Source organism: Stenotrophomonas sp. CASM101 (assembly GCF_049384845.1).
In the GTDB taxonomy this organism is placed as follows: Bacteria; Pseudomonadota; Gammaproteobacteria; order Xanthomonadales; family Xanthomonadaceae; genus Stenotrophomonas; species Stenotrophomonas hibiscicola.
The window spans coordinates 239,673-259,968 of the sequence record NZ_JBMRFR010000001.1; the positions used below are offsets into that span (position 1 = coordinate 239,673).

Genomic DNA, 20,296 nt, shown 5'->3' on the forward strand with positions numbered 1-20,296 from the left:
GCACCTACCGAAGCCTGGGCTCCCGCTTACAACCGCACCAGCAGGTTCTTGGCGATCAGACCATGCAGTTTGCCGACGCCGCGTGCCAGGTGCATGGTCAACAACAGCAGCAGTACGCCCACGGCGGCGATCACGATGCCCACCAGCGGCGAAGCGGCCATCGGCAACACGTTCACGCCGTCGACGTACACGCCCGGAATGTCACCGCTGAACAGTGCGGCCACCGGTGCCCAGATGAACCCCAGTGACAGCGACAGCAACGTCACCGCGATGGTGAAGTAGATGACGCCCAGCGGCAGCATCAGCACGAAGTACAGCAGGGTCAGCCAGGTACGGCCATCGGTGAACATGTCGCCGATGCGCTGCAGCCAGGTGCGGCTGCGGTCGGTGTAACGCGGGCGGCGCGGCATGCGCTCGCCCAGCAGTGCTTCCACCAACCGCCCTTCCAGCAGCGCCAGCCCGCGCACCGAGCCGAAGAACAGCACGGTCAGCGGAATGCCGATGATCAGGATCAGCAGGCCCAGCGACAATGACAGGCCGGTCACCACCCAGGTGAAGAAGAAGATGCCGGTGGCCAGCGACAGCAGCATGTAGAACAGCGCACCGTAGGTGTGCGGATCGGTCACCACGCCGAAGAAGCGCGCCAGCAGCGAACGCTGCACCGGCGCCTGCGGCGGTGAGGCCGGCTCGACGCCACTGGCTTCGGCCGCTGCACGCAGCACCGGCGCGGTGGTATCCGCACGCGGCGTGCGCAGCGCGCGGTTCACCGTCACTTCGGTCTCGCGGTAGATCTCGGCCACTTCGTCCGGGGCGCCATAGCTGCCGGCCACGTCGGCGATGACCTCGGCTTCGCTGCGGCCGGGCTGCGCCGCCAGCTCCGAGCGCAGGTATTCCTCGGCGTCGTACAACGCGTCCTGCACCATCGCCGGATCGGCACCTTCCAGCGCCGCGCGCAGCTGCGCCAGATACTGCGGGATGGTGGTCGGCAGGGCTCGGCCTGCCAGGCTCGGGTCGTTCATTGCGGTACCCCCTCCAACACGGAATCGACGGAATCACGGGTGGCCTGCCAGGCTTGGCGCCACTGCGCCAGCACCTCGCGGCCACGTTCATTGATGCGGTAGTAGCGCCGGGGCGGACCACTGCTGGATGGCTCCACATGGCTTTCCAGCAGCCCGGCGCCCTCCAGGTTGCGCAGCACCGGGTACAGCGCGCTCTGCTTGCCGCTCAGCACGCCCTCGCCCACCCGCTCCAGCTCCTTGGCAATGAGATAGCCGTACAGCGGCTCCCCGGCCCGGGCCAGCACCGCCAGCAGGGCCAGCGACACGGTTCCGGCGCTGAGCTCCTTCTGGAACTTCTTCAGGTGGACATCGTCTTCGACCATGACCTGCCCTCCACTACGTTGAAGTCCACAGTAGTGCGAAGTTCGGTATAGCGAATGTGTCGTTAGTCACTCTGCCGGTTGGCGTGACCGAATTGCTCGCGCAGAATCGAAGCCTCGTTCATGTTCCGGGGTTCCCATGCCGCACCGTCGTCGCCTTGCCCTGACCGCCCTCGCCCTGGCCTGCCTGTTGCCCGCCATGGCCAGCGCGGCCTCGCCTTACCGCAGCCCGCAGCAGATCCTGGACGCTTCGGCCGCCAGCGACTGGCGCACGCCGGACCCGGCCAACCTGCTGTACATGGACCTGCCGGCTGGGCGGGTGATCATCGAGCTGGCGCCGCAGTTCGCCCCGCGCCATGTCGCCAACATCCAGACCTTCGCCCACGAGCACTTCTGGGACGGCACCAGCATCTACCGCTCTCAGGACAACTTCGTGGTGCAGTTCGGCGATGCCGACGCCGATGACGCGGCCAAGGCCAAGCCGTTCGGCAGCGCCGCGCGCAAGCTGCCGGCTGAATTCGAGCGCGCCAGCGCTGGCCTGAAGGTCAGCGTGCTGCCGGATCGCGATGGCTGGGCCGCGCAGACCGGTTTCGTCGACGGCTTCCCGGTCGGCCAGGACCCGCAGGCCGGCAAGACCTGGCTGGCGCACTGCTACGGCATGCTCGGTGCCGGCCGCAGCAACGAGGAAGACAGCAGCATCGGCGCCGAACTGTACGTGGTGACCGGCCAGTCACCGCGCCAGCTGGACCGCAACATCACGCTGGTTGGTCGCGTGCTGAAGGGCATGGAGCTGCTCAGCGCAACGCCGCGCGGACCGGCGCCGATGGGCTTCTACACCGACCCGAAGCTGCGCAAGCCGATCGTATCGATCCGCCGCGCCAGCGACGTACCGGCGGCAGAGCGCACGCCGATCCAGGTACTGCGTACCGACTCGAAGACCTTTGCCGATACGGTGGAGGCACGGCGCAATCGCGTGGATGATTTCTACAAGCGTCCGGCCGGGCATATCGATCTGTGCAATATTCCGGTGCCGGTGCGGTAGGAGCCTGGCTTCCTGCACGTGGCGCGTGCTGAAGGTGCTTCACTGTTCATGGGCGTCACTTTTCTTTTCGCGCGAAAAGAAAAGTAACCAAAAGAAACGCGCCGCCAGGTCGCGAGCCGCCGTGCTTCGCACGTCGGTCCCCTGCGCTTCTCGGTGAATCAGGGGACGGTGCCGAACTCGCTGCGCTCAGACATCGGCACCTCTTCGCCCCTGATTCCCCTGCGATGCTCGGCTCGCTCAAGGCGGACTCAAGGTCAAGAGCCACAGCTGCACGACGATGTTTGGTAGTGCCGGGCCGGGCCCGGCGAGCGAAGCGACCGCTTTTGCCTTTGATCTTGGGTCCGCCTTGAGCGAGCCGAGCACCGCAGGTCCGGCGAGGGCGAAGAGGCGCGGGTGTTTGAGTGCAGCGAGTTCCCGCGCCGTCCCTCGACGGGCCGCGGAGCGCAGGGTACCGGTGCGCAGCACCGGCTCGCGGCCGGCGGAACGTTTCTTTTGGTTACTTTTCTTTGCGTACAAAGAAAAGTAACGCCCATGAACAATGAAGCACCTTCAGCACGCGCCACGCGCAAAACGCCAACGCCTCAGCCCTTCTGACTCACCGCCACGCTCCCCAGAATCAACGCCCCCGCCACCAGCATCTGTACCGTCACCGCCTCCCCCAGGAACAACCACGCAAACGCCGCACCGAACAACGGAATCAGGTAGGTCACCGTCGACGCACGCGACGGGCCGATACGGCCGATCAGGCGATAGAACATCAGGAACGCCAGCCCGGTGCAGGCCACGCCGAGGGCGATCGCCGCGCCCCAGGCCTTGGCCGGAATCGCCGCCTGCGGCCAGTGGCTGACCGCCATCGGCAGCATCCACAGCGAGGCGCAGGACAGCGTTGCCGCCGCGGCGGCGGCCGACGGCAACCCGGTCATGTGCCGCTTCACCAGGTTCACGCCCAGGCCGTACAGCAGCGATGCCGCCGCACCGGCCAGCACTGCGGTGCCGATGCTCAGGCCGGAAACCTTGGCCGTGGCCAGCACCACCACGCCGGCGAAGCCGACCAGCAGCGCCCCGGCACGGCGCATGCCGATCTTCTCGCCGAAGAACAGGAACGCGATCAGCGCGGCGAACAGCACCGTCATCGCATTGCAGATCGCGCCGATCGCCGCCGGCGCCTGTTCCGCTGCATAGGCGAACAGCACGAACGGCAACGCCGAGTTGATCAGGCCGATCGGCGCCAGCCACAGCCAGCGCCGCGGCGGGAACTGCGCGCGGGCGCGCCACAGGAACGGCAGCAGCACCAGCGCACCCAGCACCAGCCGCACCTCGACCAGCGCGAACGGGCCGAACGACGGCACCGCCACCCGCATGAACAGGAACGAGCAGCCCCAGATGGCGCCCAGCAGGGTCAATTCCAGCGGCGTGCGCCAATCGCGCTCGGCCGCCTGTGGGACCGCATTCATGCCTTGCCTCCGTACATCGTCAATTCTTCGCCAAGGCGGACAGGATCAGGCGCAGACGCCCGCGGCACAAGCGCGTAGTATCGCTGCCAGCCACAAATATGGTTTGAGGCTCGACATGCTGCTACGCCCTTCCCTGCTACCCGCACTGGCCGTGTTCGCGGTCGCGGCGCGCCACCAGAACTTCGCCCAGGCCGCGCAGGAGCTGCACCTGACCGCCAGCGCGGTCAGCCACCACGTCCGCCGCCTGGAAGAAGTACTTGAAGTTCGCCTGTTCCTGCGCCACGCCCGCGGCGTGCGCCTGACTGCCGAGGGCCGGCAACTGGCCGACGCTGCCAGCGCCGCCTTCACCGATGTCGCGGCCGTCGCCCATCACCTGCAGCCGGATGCCGACAGCGTGCCGCTGCGCATCACCACGCTGCGCTCGCTGTCCTACTGCTGGCTGCTGCCACGGCTGCCGCGCTTCACCCAGGCCTACCCGCACATCCGCATCGAGCTGCATACCGGCAGCGGGCTGGATCGCTATGACGACAACGGCCCGGAAGTGGGCATCCGCTACGGCCTGGGCCAATGGCCCGGCCTGCGTGCGCAGCACCTGATGGATGACTACCTGTTCCCGGTCGCCTCACCGGCACTGGCCGGCGTCGAAACGCTGGTCGATCCGGCGCGCATCGCCGACCTGCCGCTGCTGACCGACCTGTCGCCGCAGGGCTGGCGCGACTGGTTCCGCCACGCCGGCGTGCGCACGCCGTCGCCGCTGCCCCCCATGCACACCTTCGCCGACAGCACCGACGCGATGCGTGCAGCGGTGTATGGCATGGGCGCGGTGCTGGCGCGCACCCACATCGCCCAGCCCTACCTGCAGCGCTACGAGGTGGTGCGCCTGCCCGGCCCGGCGCTGAAGGCGCGCTATGCGTATCACGTAGTGCATGCCGAAGGACAACCGCCCAGCCCGGCCGCACGCCTGTTCATCGACTGGCTGCTGGAACAGGCGCAGGACGAACGCACACCGATTCCGGCATTGCCGGACAGCCTGCTCGGGCGCCCGGCCACGCCCACCTGACTTCGCCCTCACCCATTCTTTGCCCGATGCTGGCTAGGCTGCAGGCAACTCCACAGCGTACCTACGCCATGGCCATGCTGCGACTGCGCATTACCGGAACCGAAGACGACGCCCGTGCCATCAGCGACCTGCTGCTCGGCCTGGATGGCATCGAGCATGTCGAGGAAACCGACGACCTGATGCCGCACATGGACGACGACGACTCCAGCTCGGCCGGGCTGTCCGATGACATCGGCCCGGGCATCCACGAGCTGGAAGTGGAAGTGGGCAATGAAAGCACCGCGCAGAAGGTGCGCGACGCCGTGCAGGATCTGGCGCTGGAACTGGATGTGTTCGTCGAGTACGAAACCGACGAGGGCTGATGCCGGCGGGCTGCCGGCATCAGCCTTGACCTCAGACGTTGGGCGGCAGCGTGCGGCGGCGGCGACGCCACCACGCGCGGGCCCCCCAGGCCACGACCAGGGCCAGCACGCCCACCGGCAGCAGGGCCGCCACCGCGCGGATCAGGAACGCAATGCTGCTGCCGAGGATGCCGCCCGATTCGCTCAGCGCCTCGCCGATCTCGCTGCGGCTGCGCTGGCCAGAGGTGGTCTCGAAGTGCAGCGTCACCAGCTGGGTATCGATGCGACGACGCTGCTGCGCGGCGTCCTTGCTGGCCTGTTCGACACCCGCCTCGATCTCTGACAGGCGCGTGGTGATCGCCATCAGATCTTCGATCTTCAGGTCCTTGCGGTCCTGGTAGGACAGCAGGCGGGCGTGCTCCTTTTCAAGCCGCGCCTTGGTCAGCGCCGTGTCTGCCACGGCCTGTGCCAGATCCTCGGCGCGGGTGGTGCGCGACTGCAGCGTTCCGCCCTCACCGGCCATCGCGATCAGCGGCTCGGCGCCCTTCGGCGCGATGCGCACCTTGACCTCACCGCTGGGTTGCTCGCCACTGCGCTGGTCGACCTGCAATACCGCGCAGTCGCCGAACTTCGCGCTCTGGCAGGCTTGGGCGATCTGCTGGATGCGCGGCGCGATCTTTGCCGCCTCCAGCTGCACCTGCACGTCATGTTCATAGGCGAGGAACGCACCTTCTGGCGACGCGACGGCCGCTTCGGCGGCCGGGGCGCCCGCATCCGCGGCCATGTCGCCCTGCTTGGCGCAGCCCGCCAATGCCAGCAGCACCACCGGCATCGCCAGGCTGCGCGTCCAGGCGCGCACGCCCGTCACAGTGCGGCTCCGTCGTAGGAGGTCACCGAAAGGCCAGCCAGATCGACCTGCGGCACGCAGCGCACGTTCACCGCCACCATCGGTGTGCCGCTACGCGGATCGACCGCTTCGCTGTAGGGGGCGACGCCACATTCGCGGCAGTGGTGATGGTCGATGTGGGCCTTGTTGAAGTGGTAGGTGGCCACGTCAGCCGGATCGGTGGTCAGCTGGAACGCTGCACGCGGGGCAAACCACAGCAGGCTGCCGCGACGCCGGCACATCGAGCAGTTGCAGTCGATGACGTCCCTGATCGGCGCCTCGGCCTGTACGGTGAATGCGATCCTGCCGCAATGGCAGCTTCCCTGGTATTCCATGTTCTGCGCTCCTTTGGAGGGTCCTTGTCTGCGCCCATGGTAATCCTATGGCACGGGGACAAAGCAGCCACGCGGCCCTATGCTCAGGGTTTGACCCCGTACAGGAATGCCGATGCGCCCGCATCTTCTTGCCCTCGCCCTGGTCGCTGCGCTGGCCGGTTGCCAGCCGGCCGACGCCCCGACCAACGCTTCCACCCCGGCCGCCAGCCAGCAGGCCGGTGATGCGGCGGTCGATGCCGCCTTCGCCGATCTCTCCAAGCGCGCGCTGGATACCTGGATGCAGCTGTCGCCGGTCAGCGCCACCCAGATCGGTGACCACCGCTACGACAGCGAACTGGACGACCTCAGTGCCGCCGGCCAGCAGAAGACCGTGGCCGCCTACAAGGCGCTGCTGGGCGAGCTGGACAAGATCGACGTGGCCAAGCTGGGCCGCGAGAACCAGGTGGACGCGGCGATCCTGCGCAACCAGCTGCAGTCGGAAATCTGGAACGCCGAAGTGCTTCAGTCCGGCAAGTGGGACCCGCAGCTGTACAACGGCATCGCCGGCAGCGCGATCTACGGCCTGATGGCGCGCGAGTTCGCGCCACTGCCGGAGCGCCTGAAGTCGGCCACCGCGCGCATGGAAAAGCTGCCGGCGATCTTCGCCCAGGCCCGCGAGAACCTGGATCCGGCGCGCGTGCCGAAGATCCACGCCGAGACGGTGGCCAAGCAGAACAAGGGCATCCTCAGCATCGTCGATACCTTCATCACCCCGCACATCGGTGAACTGCCGCAGGCCGACCAGCAGCGCCTGCAGGCCGCCATCGACGGCCTGAAGAAGGCCGTGGACGAGCAGCAGACCTGGTTGGACAAGACCCTGGTGCCGAACGCCAAGGGCGACTTCCGCATAGGCGCGGAGAAGTACGACCAGAAGCTGAAGTTCGCGCTCAGCTCCTCGCTGTCGCGCCAGGAGATCGGTGACCGTGCGCGCGCCGAACTCAAGCGTGTGCGCGAGGACATGTACGGCATCGCGCAGACCGTGCTGAAGGACAAGCCGGGTGCGCCGGAGATGCCGGCCCAGCCGACCGACGAGCAGCAGCAGAAGGCGATCGAAGCTGCGCTGGAACTGGCCTACGCCGACAAGCCGGCACGCGACAAGGTCGTCGACGATGCCAAGGCCGCGCTGGAGCAGTCCACCGCATTCGTGCGCGAGCACGACCTGATGACGCTGCCCGAAGCGCCGGTGGACATCATCCTGATGCCGGAATTCCAACGTGGCGTGGCCGTGGCCTACTGCGATTCGCCGGGTCCGCTGGACAAGAACCTGAAGACCTTCTACGCCGTGTCGCCGATTCCGGACGACTGGAACGACAAGCAGGTCGACTCGTTCCTGCGTGAGTACAACTCGCGCATGATCCACCTGCTGAGCATCCACGAAGGCACCCCGGGCCATTACCTGGAGGGCTGGCATTCGGCCAAGTTCCCTTCCACCCTGCGTGCGGTGCTGCGTTCGGGCCTGTTCGCCGAAGGCTGGGCGGTCTACACCGAGCGCATGATGCAGGAGCAGGGTTACCTCAACAACGACCCGCTGTTCCACCTGGTGCAGCTGAAGTTCTACCTGCGCACGATCTCCAACGCGATCCTCGACCAGGGCGTGCACGTGGACAACTGGGATCGCGAGAAGGCGATGCACCTGATGACCCACGACGCGTTCCAGCAGGAAAGCGAAGCGGCCGGCAAGTGGGTGCGCGCGCAGCTGACCTCGGCGCAGCTGCCGACCTACTTCGTCGGTGCGCAGGAACACTTCGACACCCGCAAGGCGGTGCAGGAGAAGCTGGGCGACAAGTTCAACCTCAAGGCCTACCACGACCAGATGCTGTCCTACGGCGCACCGCCGGTGCGTTTCGCCCGCCAGCTGATGCTGGACCAGCCGATCGAGTGATCGCGCCGGTGTGAGCTGAATGATAACGGCCCGGGGAAAAACCCGGGCCGTTTTCTGTTCTGGCGGTTGCGAACTGCCATCCTGGTGGTGCGAACTGCCATCCTGGTGGGTGCGAACTGCCATCCTGGTGGGTGCGAACCTTGGTTCGCACCGCTTCTGCCGCCACTCAATCAGACGATGTGGATATACAGCTTCCTCGAGTCCAGTCTCAAATCGAGGAAGTACTCCACACCACACCCGCGGCAGGCAGCGGGACAATCCTCATCGCTCCCACGTTGGTTCTCCGAGGCATCAGCCACCACGGGATATCCACAATCAAAACACGTAAAGGCAATGTTGCTGCCATGGGGGTCGGCCCATATTTCATCTCCATCACCGTCCATTACAAGAAAGTCCGTGATGTTCATGATTCACCGGGATCGCTTGGTTGATTGCTGGAGACTACTCGAATCCGAGCATAAGGGGCGCGAAGCTGCTTCCGTCTCATCACACTGCGACGCCGCCATCCATCCCGGATTCAAGGTGAATGCAACAGGTTGTTGAACTGCGCTTCACTGCAACCCGACTGCGCGCAGCCCGGCAGCATCAGCTCCACCCGGCCCGGCGGCTGTGCGTCGGTCAACGGGATCGCACCACGTAGCTGCTCGCGCGTGGGATAGACATACACCAACCGGTAACGCACTTCACCGGCCCCACGATCACGCCAGCGCTCGAACTGCAGCAGGCCGCCGATCGGCGTCTTCTCGTACTGCCCCGGCAGGCTGTAGTCCGTGATTCCCAACGCCACCAGCACCGAACCAATGTTGGAATCGTGGCCGACCAGCAGGCTCACCTTTGGCGATGCCGGGTCCTCGAACAACGCACTCACTCTTGCCAGCAGCGGGGCGGCCACATCGCGCGCCACTTCGGGCGTTCCGAACAGGATGTCCTGGTAGCGGTTGCGGATCTGCGCCAGCGCCTGCCATTGCGCCTCGGTGGTCAACCGGCCCCAGCCTTCGCGGGGGATGCCACTGCCCTGGTAGTGCTCCATCAACAGGGCATCGACCAACCCGCTGGCCAGGGCCAGCGAACCGGACGCGCGTGGTTCCTTGCCCGGTTCCGCATTGAAGATCGTGTCGGCCAGCATCAGATGGCACTCGCTGTGCCCCGCACAGGCCGCCGACTGCGGGTAGCGGGTGATCTGCTCCACCACGGACAGTGCCGGTGCCAGTTCCGATGCGGCCAGCGCTCGCTGCATTGCCGACATAGCGCGCTCGCGGAAGACCGTGTCTCTGTTGTGGATCACCGGATTGAACAACGGATCCATCGTGCCCAGCGCCATGCGCTGCTCGACCGCGACATGACAGCCCGGGAAGGCACCGGCAACGAAGAACTGCGCGGTGGCCTGGGTGCGCTGAAGGCTGTTGGCATGGGCGTGGAAGTCAGCCAACTGCGGGCAACCCGAAGCCGGCAACAGCTGCGCCTGACGCAGCCACTGGCCCATGTAACGGCCCATATAGACCTCCAGCACGCCGCCTTTGGTGGTGAGCTCGCCTGCGCCCACGTCCCAGCCTGGCCAGCGCTCCGGAGTGGCATTGGCCAGCGCGCCCGACGCCACCACCGGCGCGCGCAGGTTGTGGCGGCTGAGCAGGATGACCTGCTCAAGTGAGCCCTCACGTGTTCCGCTCACCTCGCCATTGTCCGCCATGGCTGGAACAGCGGTCACAAGGCTCGTCACCAGCGATAGGCAACGAAAGATACGGAAGTGCATCCGACTCTTTGAGCACGATTGAACCTGCATCACTGCTCCTATAGTGCAGATAGAGTCTCGAGCCCATGTCTGCTGATCAACGGTCGGCACGGCAATGTCAAAACGGTGAACAGACCGTTCTCCGAGCTACCGAATGGGGATGGTAGCACCGTCAACCCATGACATCCCCGACACGCGATGCAAACGCATCCAGTCGTGAAATATCCAGTGATCGCCTCCCACTCGAGGATGCTCCCTGAGTCACGTCCTCGTCTGATTGATACACGCGAGCGCCGAACCGATCCAGGATCTCGACGCCGCCCTGCGCTACATCCCCGGCCCCGACATTCAAGAGAAGCTCCAGGCATCAGAACAAGCCACGGACACAACGCGCAGAGCAGCTTGCTCGACTACGAGACTGATGCAGAAATTAAAAGAGAAGTCCTACGCAACGAACCCGCTACCACTGACAGCAAGTAGCCATACGGACGGCGCATTCTTGATGCCGACCAAGGGATGTGCCCTGGTCATCAACACACACCTATAAAAGGAATTACGTCATGCACGCATCCGCAACCATTTCAGATCCAAACGCCGTCGCCGCATGGATGAAATCATCCAGCGCAAATGCAAGATCCCTCGACGCAATGTTTGAAACCGAGGCGGACGAAATCAAAGTAGCCGCATTCAGCAGTGACTGCTGCGGATCGAACAATTACGAAGAGCGCTGACAGACTCCGTTGATGGCACGCGGCGTGGATGCGTGCCATCAACACTATCAAACAGGATCAGAATCACGATGACTCGCAGTCATGACGGCATGAGCCGAATAGCACAAAGCCCAGAACAAAGCCGCATGCGATGCGATGGAACATTCCCCTTGCCAAACGACACATCATCATCGACCGCAATCATTGCCGCGACGACTCGATCCAATATTAATCGCGCTATCGAACTCCGCAGAAGGGGATTGATCACCGAGATAATTGGCACAGATCCCGCTTACTCGACAACGCCATCCGACGCGCTTCGCAAACTGGAGGGTGATGCGGGAATTCACACCATTATCGTGTTCAGTGACCAGCTTGCATCCAGCCTTGACGCTCCTGTCTTGACGTCCCACCACGGGCAGCAGCGCTACCTGCCTCTGGTGGAAGGAGTCCTCAACAGCATCCACGAATTTCAAATCATGACAGGCACATGCGATGACACGATCAAATTGCCACCCTGCTCACCCATCACTTCCGTTCTGCGCACTATTTCGAACCATCTGGATTCCAACCAGAAGCTTGGAGGAGACTGGCTCGCGCAACCAGTTCAGACAAAGCGATGGCCTGCTACACGGCTAGTCGAGAGCAGATTCCGTCAGCGTGTCTTTCACTCAGCTCTGATGCACATGTACTGGAAGCATCCTGACTTCAATCCCAAGCATTTCGATTGGCTCCATGGACAACTCAAGAACCTCTACCGCGCATCGCAGCCAGCAAAGGAGGTCCAGGATGCACGAAAGTCAAGCACATGAGAGTCGTCAGCCTGCCCCGGAGGCCACCTTTCGGCACAGCGTCCAGACAGAGCAACAGCTTGGATTGACCCTTTCCGATAGGGAAAGGAAAGCCATCCTCTCCGCATGCGAAGTCAGCGGACTCGATATGGATTCCTACTACAGCTGGTATCAATCGAAAGCCTCCATCAGCTCCCAGTTGGCTGACCTTTGCCGCCCGTCACTGTTGGAGGCGGTCCACTGCATCGACCGTTCCGACTACTCCTCAATCGATGGAAAGCTCCCTGCCGACAGGGGAGTTGTGATCGCACTGCCGCATCACGGCCACTATATCCTGTCTGCGGTCCGTCTGATGGAGCACATTCGCCATCTGCGTGACATCTACATCTTCTATGGCGACCCAAAGAACCATGCAGGCAACGAATTGTTCGACGACCTGTACCACCGGCTCTTCAATCACGCCGGATGCCGCGCGAGCATCATCCACTCGAATGCCAGAGGGATAGGCATAGCGCTTCGCGCACTGAAAAATAGAGCTGCAGTCATCATGATGCCCGATGTCCACCGCTTTCGCGAAGAAGCCTATTGCATTCCATTTTTGGGGCGCCCCTTGGACATCATGCTGGGAACCGCCGCAATGGCGCGCAAAACCGGAAGTTGCATATTGCCAGCCATCTCCGTCGTTGACCGGGATCTTCGAGCAACTATTACTTTCGGAGATGCCATCGAGCCTATACAGACGCGAGCATCGCTTCCATCTGAAGTAGCTGACTACTGGACGATGGCTGAAGTCTATCGTTTCCTTGAGCGTGCAATGGGACCTCAGGCCATCTATTGGCAGTACATCAGGCAACACTTCATGAAATCCTCCAAGTTCCCGATGTTCCACCCCGAAACAATCGATGAAGCTTGGCACATGTTCTCCAATGACCCGCGAACCAAGCCACACACGCGTTATACGGCATGCCTGGATTGAACATGGATCAATTTCATTCTCCTTCCATTACCTTGGCGGCCATCGCCCTGATGGCGATGGCGCGCATCAATGGATACGCAACGGATCAAGAGAATGCCGATGCAACTCATCTTCCTGCGATCCACGCGGTCCACTCAGCCCCCGGCCCGCGCATCTGGCAGTTCAGAAAAGGCTCTTCAACGCTGCTTGTACTGGGCACGATTCAACCCCTAAGAAAGAGCCTATCCATCGATACTCGCAGCGTTGAAGCAGCAATCTCGACGTCTGATGCAATTCTGAGCCCTCCGGGCGTGACCGTGGAGCACGATGGCGGGGTATTTCGCAGCCTCATTCTGTGGCCCGCCATCCGCAAGCTCAAGTTCCTTTCAGGTAGAAAAACGCTTCGTGACGAGCTCACCGAAGAAGAGTACACGCGATTGAGCGATCTCAAGATTCTCTATGGCCTGCATGACGCGAGCATTGAGAGGATGCGCCCAATGTACGCGGCTTGGAAAATTCATGATGCTGCACTGCAATTCAGTGGAGCCCGAGCCGGTGAGCCACTTTCTCGAGCCATTGACCGCATGGCCCGCGATCATGGGATCCCGATGATCAACGCCCGCTTCCCGATGCTGGTGAGAGGCGCCAGGGAAACTATCCAGAATTTTCACATTGACTCCGTGAAAGACCGCAAATGCTTCTCGGATGCCACATCAAGCCTGCGGCCCTGGCTCGATAATCTAGATGAGCTAGGTCATGCGTGGGCAGAGGGAGATATTGAATCGGGCGCGCTCCTGCATGCCCCTCCATCGCCCTCCCGGTGCTGGGCTCGTCTGACCAACGACGCGATCGCCACTACGATGGATATTGACCTTGATATCCAGAGACGAACTCACTGGGTTGCAGTGCTCCGCTCAACTACTTCGCGGCACAGTACGGTTTTCACCACTCTGCCCTTGGATGATCTTCTGCATTCAAGAGGCATGGCCGCGGTACTCGTGGACGAGGGATACATCCCCGATGCCAGGGTGTTCTTTGGCGATCAGCCGCGACCTCCAAACATCGGAGCAAGTGAAACCTCAAATCATCCGGACGGGTGACGATGTAACTTGGCACCTTGCAACGCGGTCACATCGAAGTCACTGATCGGCAGCCACAAAGCCACCGGTCTGCCGCGCCCACAAGCGCGCATACAGGCCACCGGCAGCAATCAGCTCGGCATGGCTGCCGGTCTCGACGATGCGGCCCTGGTCCATCACCACCAGCCGGTCCATGCGCGCGATGGTCGACAGCCGGTGCGCGATCGCGATCACCGTCTTGCCGCCCATCAGCTCATCCAGGCTGTCCTGGATCGCCGCTTCCACTTCCGAGTCCAGTGCCGAGGTTGCTTCGTCCAGCACCAGGATCGGTGCGTCCTTCAGCAGCACGCGGGCAATGGCGATGCGCTGGCGCTGGCCACCGGACAGCTTCACGCCACGCTCGCCCACATGCGCGTCGTAGCCACGACGCCCCTGCCCGTCCACCAGCGTATCGATGAAGGCTTCGGCACGTGCCTTGGCTACGGCTGCACGCAGCTGCTCATCAGTCGCATCCGGGCGGCCGTACAGCAGGTTGTCGCGGATCGAGCGATGCAGCAGCGAGGTGTCCTGGGTAACCACGCCGATCTGCTGGCGCAGGCTTTCCTGCGTAACGTAGGCAATGTCCTGATCGTCGATCAGGATGCGGCCGCTTTCCAGGTCGTACAGGCGCAGCAGTACGTTGACCAGGGTCGACTTGCCGGCGCCGGACGGACCGACCAGGCCGATCTTCTCGCCCGGCTTCACCACCAGGTCCAGGCCGGCAATCACACCGCCCTTTTTACCGTAATGGAAGTGGATGTCCTGGAAATGCACGCCGCCTCGGGTCACCTGCAGCGGCACCGCATCCTCGCGGTCCTGCACGGTCAGCGGCTGGGCAATGGTGGTGATGCCATCCTGTACCGTACCGATGTCCTCGAAGATGCCGTTGATGGTCCACATGATCCAGCCGGACATATTGTGGATGCGGATCACCAGGCCGGTGGCCAGGGTGATCGCGCCGACGGTGATGTGGCCGCCATTCCACAGCCACAGCGCGAGACCGCAGGTACCGGCAATCAGGAAGCCGTTGACGATGGCGATGGTCAGGTCCATGCCGGTGGTGATGCGGGTCTGTGCGCGGTGCTTGACCGCCAGCTCCCGGATCGACTCGGCCACGTAGGCCTGCTCACGCCCGCCATGAGCGAACAGCTTCAGCGTGGGAATGTTGGTGTAGCCATCGACAATGCGGCCCATTGCCTTCGAACGTGCTTCCGAGGCGATCCATGCCCGTTCCTTCGCGCGCGGCACGAAGTAGACCATGATCACCACGTAGGCCAGCAGCCACAGGATCAGCGGCAGCATCAGCCGCCAGTCGGCCTGCGCGAACAGGTACAGCGCGGTGCCGGTGTAGACCACGATGTACCAGAGCGAATCGACCATCTGCACCGCCGACTCGCGCAACGAGGTACCGGTCTGCATAACCCGGTTGGCCACGCTGCCAGCGAAGTCGTTCTGGAAGAAGCTCAGGCTCTGCCGAACCACGTAGTTGTGCATCAGCCAGCGCGAGCGGTTGCTCAGGCCGGGCACGATGGCCTGGTTGACCAGCAGGTTGTGCAGGCCGACCAGGATCGGCCGCGCGATGACCGTGATGAACAGCATCCAGCCCAGTTCATTGGCATGGCGCTTGAAGAAATCGGCACCGGGTTGCTCGGCGACCATGTCGACGATGCGGCCCAGGTAATCGAACATGGCCACTTCCACCAGCGCCAGGAGCAGGCCGGCGATCAGCGTGGCCAGCAGCACCGGCCACACCGGGCGCAGGTAGTGCAGGTAGAACGGCAGCACCTTGCGCGGTGGCATGCGCCCATCCACGGGCGGGAACACCGGAATCAGGGATTCAAACCAACGGAACATCGCATTCCCTCGCCATCTTAGCCGGCGGAGTATCCCACGCCGCATGTGTACGCCGGCCGACGATCGCTGCGGCTGCGTTCGTGCCGGCCGCTGGCCGGCAACCTCGCTACGTTTCCAGAGATCATGAGGTTGCCGGCCAGCGGCCGGCACTACCCTCATTCTTTGACCGGGGTGAACAGCAGGTCCTGGAAATCGAAACTGAAATCGGTCAGGTCGGAAATCGGCTGCATGCGCACCTCGCGCACCTTGCCATCCGGGTCCAGGCTGAAGTTCACGAAGGCGTCGGCGTTGAGCGAACGGTCGTCCCAGCGCACGATGAAGGTGTCGTGCTGCCAGTGCTCCAGGCGCCCGCTCAGCTGCGCGGTCTTCGCAAAGCGCAGGCGCAGGCCCTTGCCTTCGGCGCTGATCTGCATGTCGCCATACCAGCGGTCACGGAAGCTGCCGGTGTAGCCGGCCAGCGCCAGCGATGGCCTGCTGCCCTTGTCGCGTGCGCTCTGGTGCTTGGCCCAGGCCTCGTCGGCCTTGTCCTGTCCCTTGGCCACGGCCTTGGCATAGGCGTCCACCCAGTCATGCTTTTCACCGCCCAGGTAGGCATCGAGCACGCTCAGGGTGATCGCATTGAACGCCGCGCCCACTTCCTGATTGGTCAGCACCACCACGCCCAGTTTCTCGCCCGGTACCAGGGTCAGCCGCGAAACCATGCCCGGCCAGCCACCGGTATGCCAGACCAGCTTCTGCCCACGGTAGTCGCTCAGGCTCCAACCTTCGCCATAGCCGGCGAAGTTGGCCCGCGCAGGTGCCAGCTCCGGCACGCTCGGCGCCGGGATCGACTGCGGCGTGATCATCCGCCACATCTGCTGCTGGCTCTTCTCGCTGAACAACGGCGTGCCGTCGGCCAGCTTGCCTTCGGCCAGCTGCACCTGCATCCAGCGCGCCATGTCGTGCGCGCTGGAATAGATGCCGCCGGCGCCGGCATTGTTCGACCAGGTCAGCGGCGCAACGGTGCGCAGGTCCTTGAAATCGTACTTGGCGTGGCCGACCGCGGCCTTGTCGCCCGGCTTCAGGTGATCGGCGTTGTAGCGCGTGCCGGTCATGCCCACCTTGTCGAAGATGCGCGTCTGCAGGAACTGCTGGTAACTCATGCCCGAGACATGCTCGATCACCTGCTGGGCAACCGCGTACAGGATGTTGTCGTACGCGTAGCTCTCGCGGAAACCGCCCTTCAGCGGCACCCTGCCCAGCCGTTCGACTACTTCGGCATTGCTGTAGGAGGTGGCCGGCCAGAACAGCAGGTCGCCGGCACCCAGGCTCAGCCCGCTGCGGTGCGACAGCAGGTCGCGGATCGTCATCTGCCCGGTCACGAACGGATCGGACATGCGGAACGACGGCAGGTGGTCGATCACCTTGTCATCCATCTTCAGCTTGCCGTCCTCGGCCAGCAGGTTCAGCGAAGTGGCGGTGAACGCCTTGGTGTTGGACGCAATGGCAAACAGCGTATCGGCCTGCACCGGTTCCGGCTTGCCCTGCTCGCGCACGCCCCAGCCGCGCTCCAGCACCACCTCGCCATCCTTGACCACCGCCACCGCAATACCGGGCACGTCGAACTGCGCGCGCACGCGCTCGACGGTCGCATCCAGCTCCTGCAGCTGCGCCGGGGTGGCAGCGCTCGCCATGGTCGTGCACGCCAGCAGCACGGCTCCTCCAATCCAGGGTTTCATCCAGCACGATCTCCGAACAGGGGTAGCGGCCATGTGCAGGCCGTCACCGGGGTTTCGCGGGATGGTAACGGTCTGCGGCGCACCCTGCCCTGTGCCATTGGAGGGGTGTCATGGGCGGAAACGGCCAACCGAGCAACGGCTCCACCATCATTCCGTGCCTGCGCTATCGCGACGCGCAGGGCGCCATCGACTGGCTGCAGCGCGCCTTCGGCTTCCATGCCCAGGCCGTGTATGCCGACGGCGACACGGTGTTCCATGCGCAGCTGACCTTCGGCACCGGCATGATCATGCTGGGCTCGGCCAGCAACCAGAGCGCGTGGAGCGAGCATGCGGCGTTGCCTGATGAGGTCGGCGGCCGCCAGACGCAGAGTGCCTGCGTGATCGTCACCGATGCCGACGCGCACTACGCCCGGGCCAAGGCCGCCGGTGCCCGCATCGTCATCGACATCGCCGACCAGGACTACGGCGGCCGTGGCTATGCCTGCGCCGACCCCGAAGGCTATCTGTGGTGGTTCGGCAGCTACGACCCGTGGCGCACGGACCACGGCCAGTGACCGCGACCGACCGGCAGGCGGAGATCCGCTGCGGCATCGGTGGCTGGGTGTTTCCTGAATGGCGCGGCGGCGTTTTCTACCCCGTGGGCCTGCCGCAGCGTGAAGAGCTGGCCCATGCCAGCCGCGCCCTGCGCTGCATCGAAATCAACGGCACCTTCTACCGCACGCCCACCGCCGCACAGTGCGCGCAGTGGGCCGCGCAGACGCCGGAAGGCTTCCGCTTTGCGATGAAGGCACCACGCTACCTGGTGCAGCGCCGCGACCTGTCCAGCACGGTGGAGGCAGCCGCGCCCTTCCTGCAGGCAGCGATCGCGCTCGGTGACCGGCTTGGCCCGTTGTTGTGGCAGTTCGATCCACGCCACCCGGCCGACGCCGATGCACTGGACGCGCTGATGGCGCAGCTGCCGAAGCAGCTGGAAGGGGTGCCGCTGCAGCATGCGCTGGAGGTCCGCAATGCCGCAGCACATGGCCCCGCACTGGTCGCCGCCGCGCGCCGCCACGGCGTGGCACTGGTGATCGAGGACAGCGACGAGGCGCCGCTGCACGGCGACGTCAGTTCGGGCTTCGTCTACGCGCGGATCAAGCGCAGCCAGGCCCGCTTGAAAGAGGGCCTGCCTGCGCCCGTGCAGCAGCGCTGGGCTGAACGCGCGCGACGCTGGTCACGCGGCGAGCCGGTGGACGACCTGCCCTGTCTGGCCGGGCACGCCCCGGAAACCCCGCGCGAGGTCTACCTGCTGTGCATCGGTGCCGGCAAGGCCCGCAACCCGGCGGCAGCGATGGCCCTGCAGCGCCTCATCGACGGCGCCAGCGGTCCAGCCCCCACAGCAGGGTCCAGCCCACCACGAACACGCCCGCAACGCGCAGCACGTTGAGCAGGAAGGCCGCCAGGCCCAGGCGTTGCAGTTCGAGGAATGGATACGGCGCCTGTCCGGTCATTGCAGCGACCAGCATCGCCCAGCCAAGGTAGGCCAGCGGTACCAGCAGCACGCCGCCCAGCGCGCGCCAGCGCAGCTCACCGTGCGGCAACAGCAGCAGCCACCCCAGCAGGAACAGGGCAGGCACGACATAGTGCAGGCCCGCATCGACCCACCATTGCAGCCCGGTCGGTTGCCACAGCCCCTGCAATGCAAGCACGTAGACGCACGCGGTCACACCGATGCACAGCGCCAGGCTCGCCGCCACCGCCGGCTTGAGCACTCTGCCAAGGACCACCCACCCACATCCGACGCAGACAGCCAGGTTGCTGAGAATGGTGAAATAGCCGAAGAAACGCAGCGTCGCCACGCCGATTCCGGCCGCCGCCCCCGGCCCCTGCACCAGCAACAGGTACTGCAACAGCAGCGAGGCTGCCGCCATCAGGGCAGTCAGTGCGGCCCATCCGCGCAGAAGGGAGCAATCGGCTGCCATGGCTCGGTTCTCTGGGTCGATGCCGCGAGCATGCCACAGTCATCGCCGACGGCCGCGGGATTGCCTCACAATAGGCCGATGAGCACACCCGACACCCGCAAAGCGCTGTGGCAGATCCACTTCTGTGTCCTGCTGTGGGGCATCACCGCCATCCTCGGCAAGCTGATCACCCTGCCCGCACTGCCGCTGGTGTGGTGGCGCATGCTGCTGGTGACGGCGATGCTGGCCCTGCTGCCACGGGTCTGGCGCGGGTTGCGCACCCTGCCCCTGCGGCTGGTCGCCGGCTACGCCGGCATTGGCGCGCTGGTCGCCCTGCATTGGCTGACCTTCTATGGCGCGGTGAAGCTGGCCAATGCCTCGGTGGCTGCCACCTGCATCGCACTGGCGCCGGTGTTCACCTCGATCATCGAACCGTGGGTGGCCAAGCGGCCGTTCCAGCTGCGTGAGCTGGCGTTCGGCCTGGCGGTGCTGCCGGGTGTTGCGCTGGTGGTCGGTGGCGTGCCCGATGGCATGCGGCTGGGTGTGTTGATCGGCGCGATCTCAGCGCTGCTGGTGGCGGTGTTCGGCTCGCTCAACAAGCGCATGGTCAGCCACGCCGATCCGCTCACGGTCACCGCGCTGGAGCTGGGTGCGGGCACCCTCACCCTGACCCTGCTGGCGCCGCTGATGCCCTACCTGCTTCCTGCGCTGGCCAGCCCGTTGTGGGTGGTCCCGGACCTGCACGACGGCATCCTGCTGCTGGTGCTGGCCGGGTTCTGCACGCTGCTGCCGTTTGCCCTGGCCCTGGTCGCACTGCGCCACCTGAGCGCCTACACGGTGCAGCTGGTGACCAACCTGGAGCCGGTCTATGCGGTGGTGCTGGCGGTGGTGCTGCTGCGCGAGCAGCACGAGGTCACCCCGTGGTTCTACCTGGGCGTGGCGATCATCGTCGGCGCGGTGTTCCTGCATCCGCTGCTGAACCGCCGCAAGCCGGTGCAGCATCCGGAGATTCTTGGCACGGCCGAGGCGCGCAACATCGCCGATTGAATGCATCCACGCATGGC

At 64.5% G+C, this 20,296-nt stretch carries 20 protein-coding genes; 11 read left to right on the forward strand and 9 right to left on the reverse strand.

All coding sequences use genetic code 11. From position 1 onward, the window contains the following. Positions 1–26: 26 nt before the first annotated feature. Both VG543_RS01220 and VG543_RS01225 read right to left on the reverse strand, forming a co-directional pair. The gene (locus VG543_RS01220; protein WP_423177510.1) at positions 27–1,019 is read right to left on the reverse strand and encodes a sensor domain-containing protein; all 993 of its coding nucleotides are present in this window, start codon (positions 1,017–1,019) and stop codon (positions 27–29) included. Continuing rightward, complete coding sequence (locus VG543_RS01225) at positions 1,016–1,381, reverse strand: PadR family transcriptional regulator (protein ID WP_021203665.1); 366 nt, start codon at positions 1,379–1,381, stop codon at positions 1,016–1,018. The genes VG543_RS01220 and VG543_RS01225 overlap by 4 nt, the downstream gene beginning before the upstream one ends. 136 nt (positions 1,382–1,517) lie before the next feature. On the opposite strand from VG543_RS01225, the gene VG543_RS01230 reads away from it, so the two are divergent. Continuing rightward, positions 1,518–2,420, forward strand: a complete 903-nt coding sequence (locus tag VG543_RS01230) for a peptidylprolyl isomerase (RefSeq protein WP_423177512.1) — start codon at positions 1,518–1,520, stop codon at positions 2,418–2,420. 581 nt (positions 2,421–3,001) lie between these two features. Here VG543_RS01230 and VG543_RS01235 read toward each other — a convergent pair. Next, positions 3,002–3,874: a DMT family transporter gene (locus VG543_RS01235; protein WP_058983404.1), complete on the reverse strand. Its 873-nt coding sequence runs from the start codon at positions 3,872–3,874 to the stop codon at positions 3,002–3,004. Between the two features lie 115 nt (positions 3,875–3,989). On the opposite strand from VG543_RS01235, the gene VG543_RS01240 reads away from it, so the two are divergent. Beyond that, positions 3,990–4,934, forward strand: coding sequence for a LysR substrate-binding domain-containing protein (locus VG543_RS01240; RefSeq protein WP_171952267.1), 945 nt, complete (start codon positions 3,990–3,992; stop codon positions 4,932–4,934). 68 nt (positions 4,935–5,002) lie between these two features. Beyond that, a complete protein-coding gene (locus VG543_RS01245; RefSeq protein ID WP_021203661.1) occupies positions 5,003–5,296 on the forward strand; it encodes a hypothetical protein in 294 nt (97 codons plus the stop codon). A gap of 31 nt (positions 5,297–5,327) precedes the next feature. Here VG543_RS01245 and VG543_RS01250 read toward each other — a convergent pair whose 3' ends face one another. Together VG543_RS01250 and VG543_RS01255 are read right to left on the reverse strand one after the other, a co-directional pair. Beyond that, entirely contained in the window at positions 5,328–6,107 is a 780-nt protein-coding gene (locus VG543_RS01250; protein ID WP_423177788.1) for a DUF4349 domain-containing protein, read from the reverse strand. A 32-nt stretch (positions 6,108–6,139) separates the two neighbouring features. Continuing rightward, on the reverse strand, positions 6,140–6,496 hold the full coding sequence (locus VG543_RS01255) for a GFA family protein (protein WP_423177513.1): 357 nt from the start codon (positions 6,494–6,496) through the stop codon (positions 6,140–6,142). 112 nt (positions 6,497–6,608) lie between these two features. On the opposite strand from VG543_RS01255, the gene VG543_RS01260 reads away from it, so the two are divergent. Beyond that, positions 6,609–8,417 (forward strand): DUF885 domain-containing protein, encoded by a 1,809-nt coding sequence (locus VG543_RS01260; protein WP_423177515.1) that lies wholly within the window; start codon positions 6,609–6,611, stop codon positions 8,415–8,417. A 517-nt stretch (positions 8,418–8,934) separates the two neighbouring features. Here VG543_RS01260 and agp read toward each other — a convergent pair. After that, positions 8,935–10,104: a bifunctional glucose-1-phosphatase/inositol phosphatase gene (agp, locus tag VG543_RS01265; protein WP_423177790.1), complete on the reverse strand. Its 1,170-nt coding sequence runs from the start codon at positions 10,102–10,104 to the stop codon at positions 8,935–8,937. Positions 10,105–10,706: 602 nt separating this feature from the next. Between agp and VG543_RS01270 the strand changes: the two genes are divergently transcribed. The 4 genes from VG543_RS01270 (at position 10,707) to VG543_RS01285 (ending at position 13,702) form a co-directional block, all read left to right on the forward strand. Continuing rightward, the gene (locus VG543_RS01270) at positions 10,707–10,877 is read left to right on the forward strand and encodes a hypothetical protein (RefSeq protein ID WP_423177516.1); all 171 of its coding nucleotides are present in this window, start codon (positions 10,707–10,709) and stop codon (positions 10,875–10,877) included. A 68-nt stretch (positions 10,878–10,945) separates the two neighbouring features. Further along, complete coding sequence (locus VG543_RS01275) at positions 10,946–11,668, forward strand: hypothetical protein (protein WP_423177517.1); 723 nt, start codon at positions 10,946–10,948, stop codon at positions 11,666–11,668. Further along, positions 11,646–12,623 (forward strand): hypothetical protein, encoded by a 978-nt coding sequence (locus VG543_RS01280; protein ID WP_021203655.1) that lies wholly within the window; start codon positions 11,646–11,648, stop codon positions 12,621–12,623. The genes VG543_RS01275 and VG543_RS01280 overlap by 23 nt, the downstream gene beginning before the upstream one ends. 2 nt (positions 12,624–12,625) lie before the next feature. Then, complete coding sequence (locus VG543_RS01285) at positions 12,626–13,702, forward strand: TraB/GumN family protein (RefSeq protein WP_423177519.1); 1,077 nt, start codon at positions 12,626–12,628, stop codon at positions 13,700–13,702. Between the two features lie 39 nt (positions 13,703–13,741). Here the strand turns inward: VG543_RS01285 and smrA are convergent, their stop codons facing one another. Both smrA and VG543_RS01295 read right to left on the reverse strand, forming a co-directional pair. Continuing rightward, on the reverse strand, positions 13,742–15,574 hold the full coding sequence (smrA, locus tag VG543_RS01290) for a multidrug efflux ABC transporter SmrA (protein ID WP_279936464.1): 1,833 nt from the start codon (positions 15,572–15,574) through the stop codon (positions 13,742–13,744). A 155-nt stretch (positions 15,575–15,729) separates the two neighbouring features. Then, complete coding sequence (locus VG543_RS01295; RefSeq protein WP_021203652.1) at positions 15,730–17,292, reverse strand: serine hydrolase; 1,563 nt, start codon at positions 17,290–17,292, stop codon at positions 15,730–15,732. Positions 17,293–17,402: 110 nt separating this feature from the next. On the opposite strand from VG543_RS01295, the gene VG543_RS01300 reads away from it, so the two are divergent. Continuing rightward, on the forward strand, positions 17,403–17,846 hold the full coding sequence (locus VG543_RS01300) for a VOC family protein (RefSeq protein ID WP_180832689.1): 444 nt from the start codon (positions 17,403–17,405) through the stop codon (positions 17,844–17,846). After that, on the forward strand, positions 17,843–18,718 hold the full coding sequence (locus VG543_RS01305) for a DUF72 domain-containing protein (protein WP_171952272.1): 876 nt from the start codon (positions 17,843–17,845) through the stop codon (positions 18,716–18,718). The genes VG543_RS01300 and VG543_RS01305 overlap by 4 nt, the downstream gene beginning before the upstream one ends. Here VG543_RS01305 and VG543_RS01310 read toward each other — a convergent pair. Next, entirely contained in the window at positions 18,639–19,253 is a 615-nt protein-coding gene (locus VG543_RS01310) for a Pr6Pr family membrane protein (protein ID WP_026346926.1), read from the reverse strand. The genes VG543_RS01305 and VG543_RS01310 overlap by 80 nt on opposite strands. A gap of 78 nt (positions 19,254–19,331) precedes the next feature. Here VG543_RS01310 and VG543_RS01315 point away from each other — a divergent pair, with 78 nt between their 5' ends. After that, on the forward strand, positions 19,332–20,279 hold the full coding sequence (locus VG543_RS01315) for a DMT family transporter (RefSeq protein WP_010486385.1): 948 nt from the start codon (positions 19,332–19,334) through the stop codon (positions 20,277–20,279). The last annotated feature ends 17 nt before the right edge of the window (positions 20,280–20,296 follow it).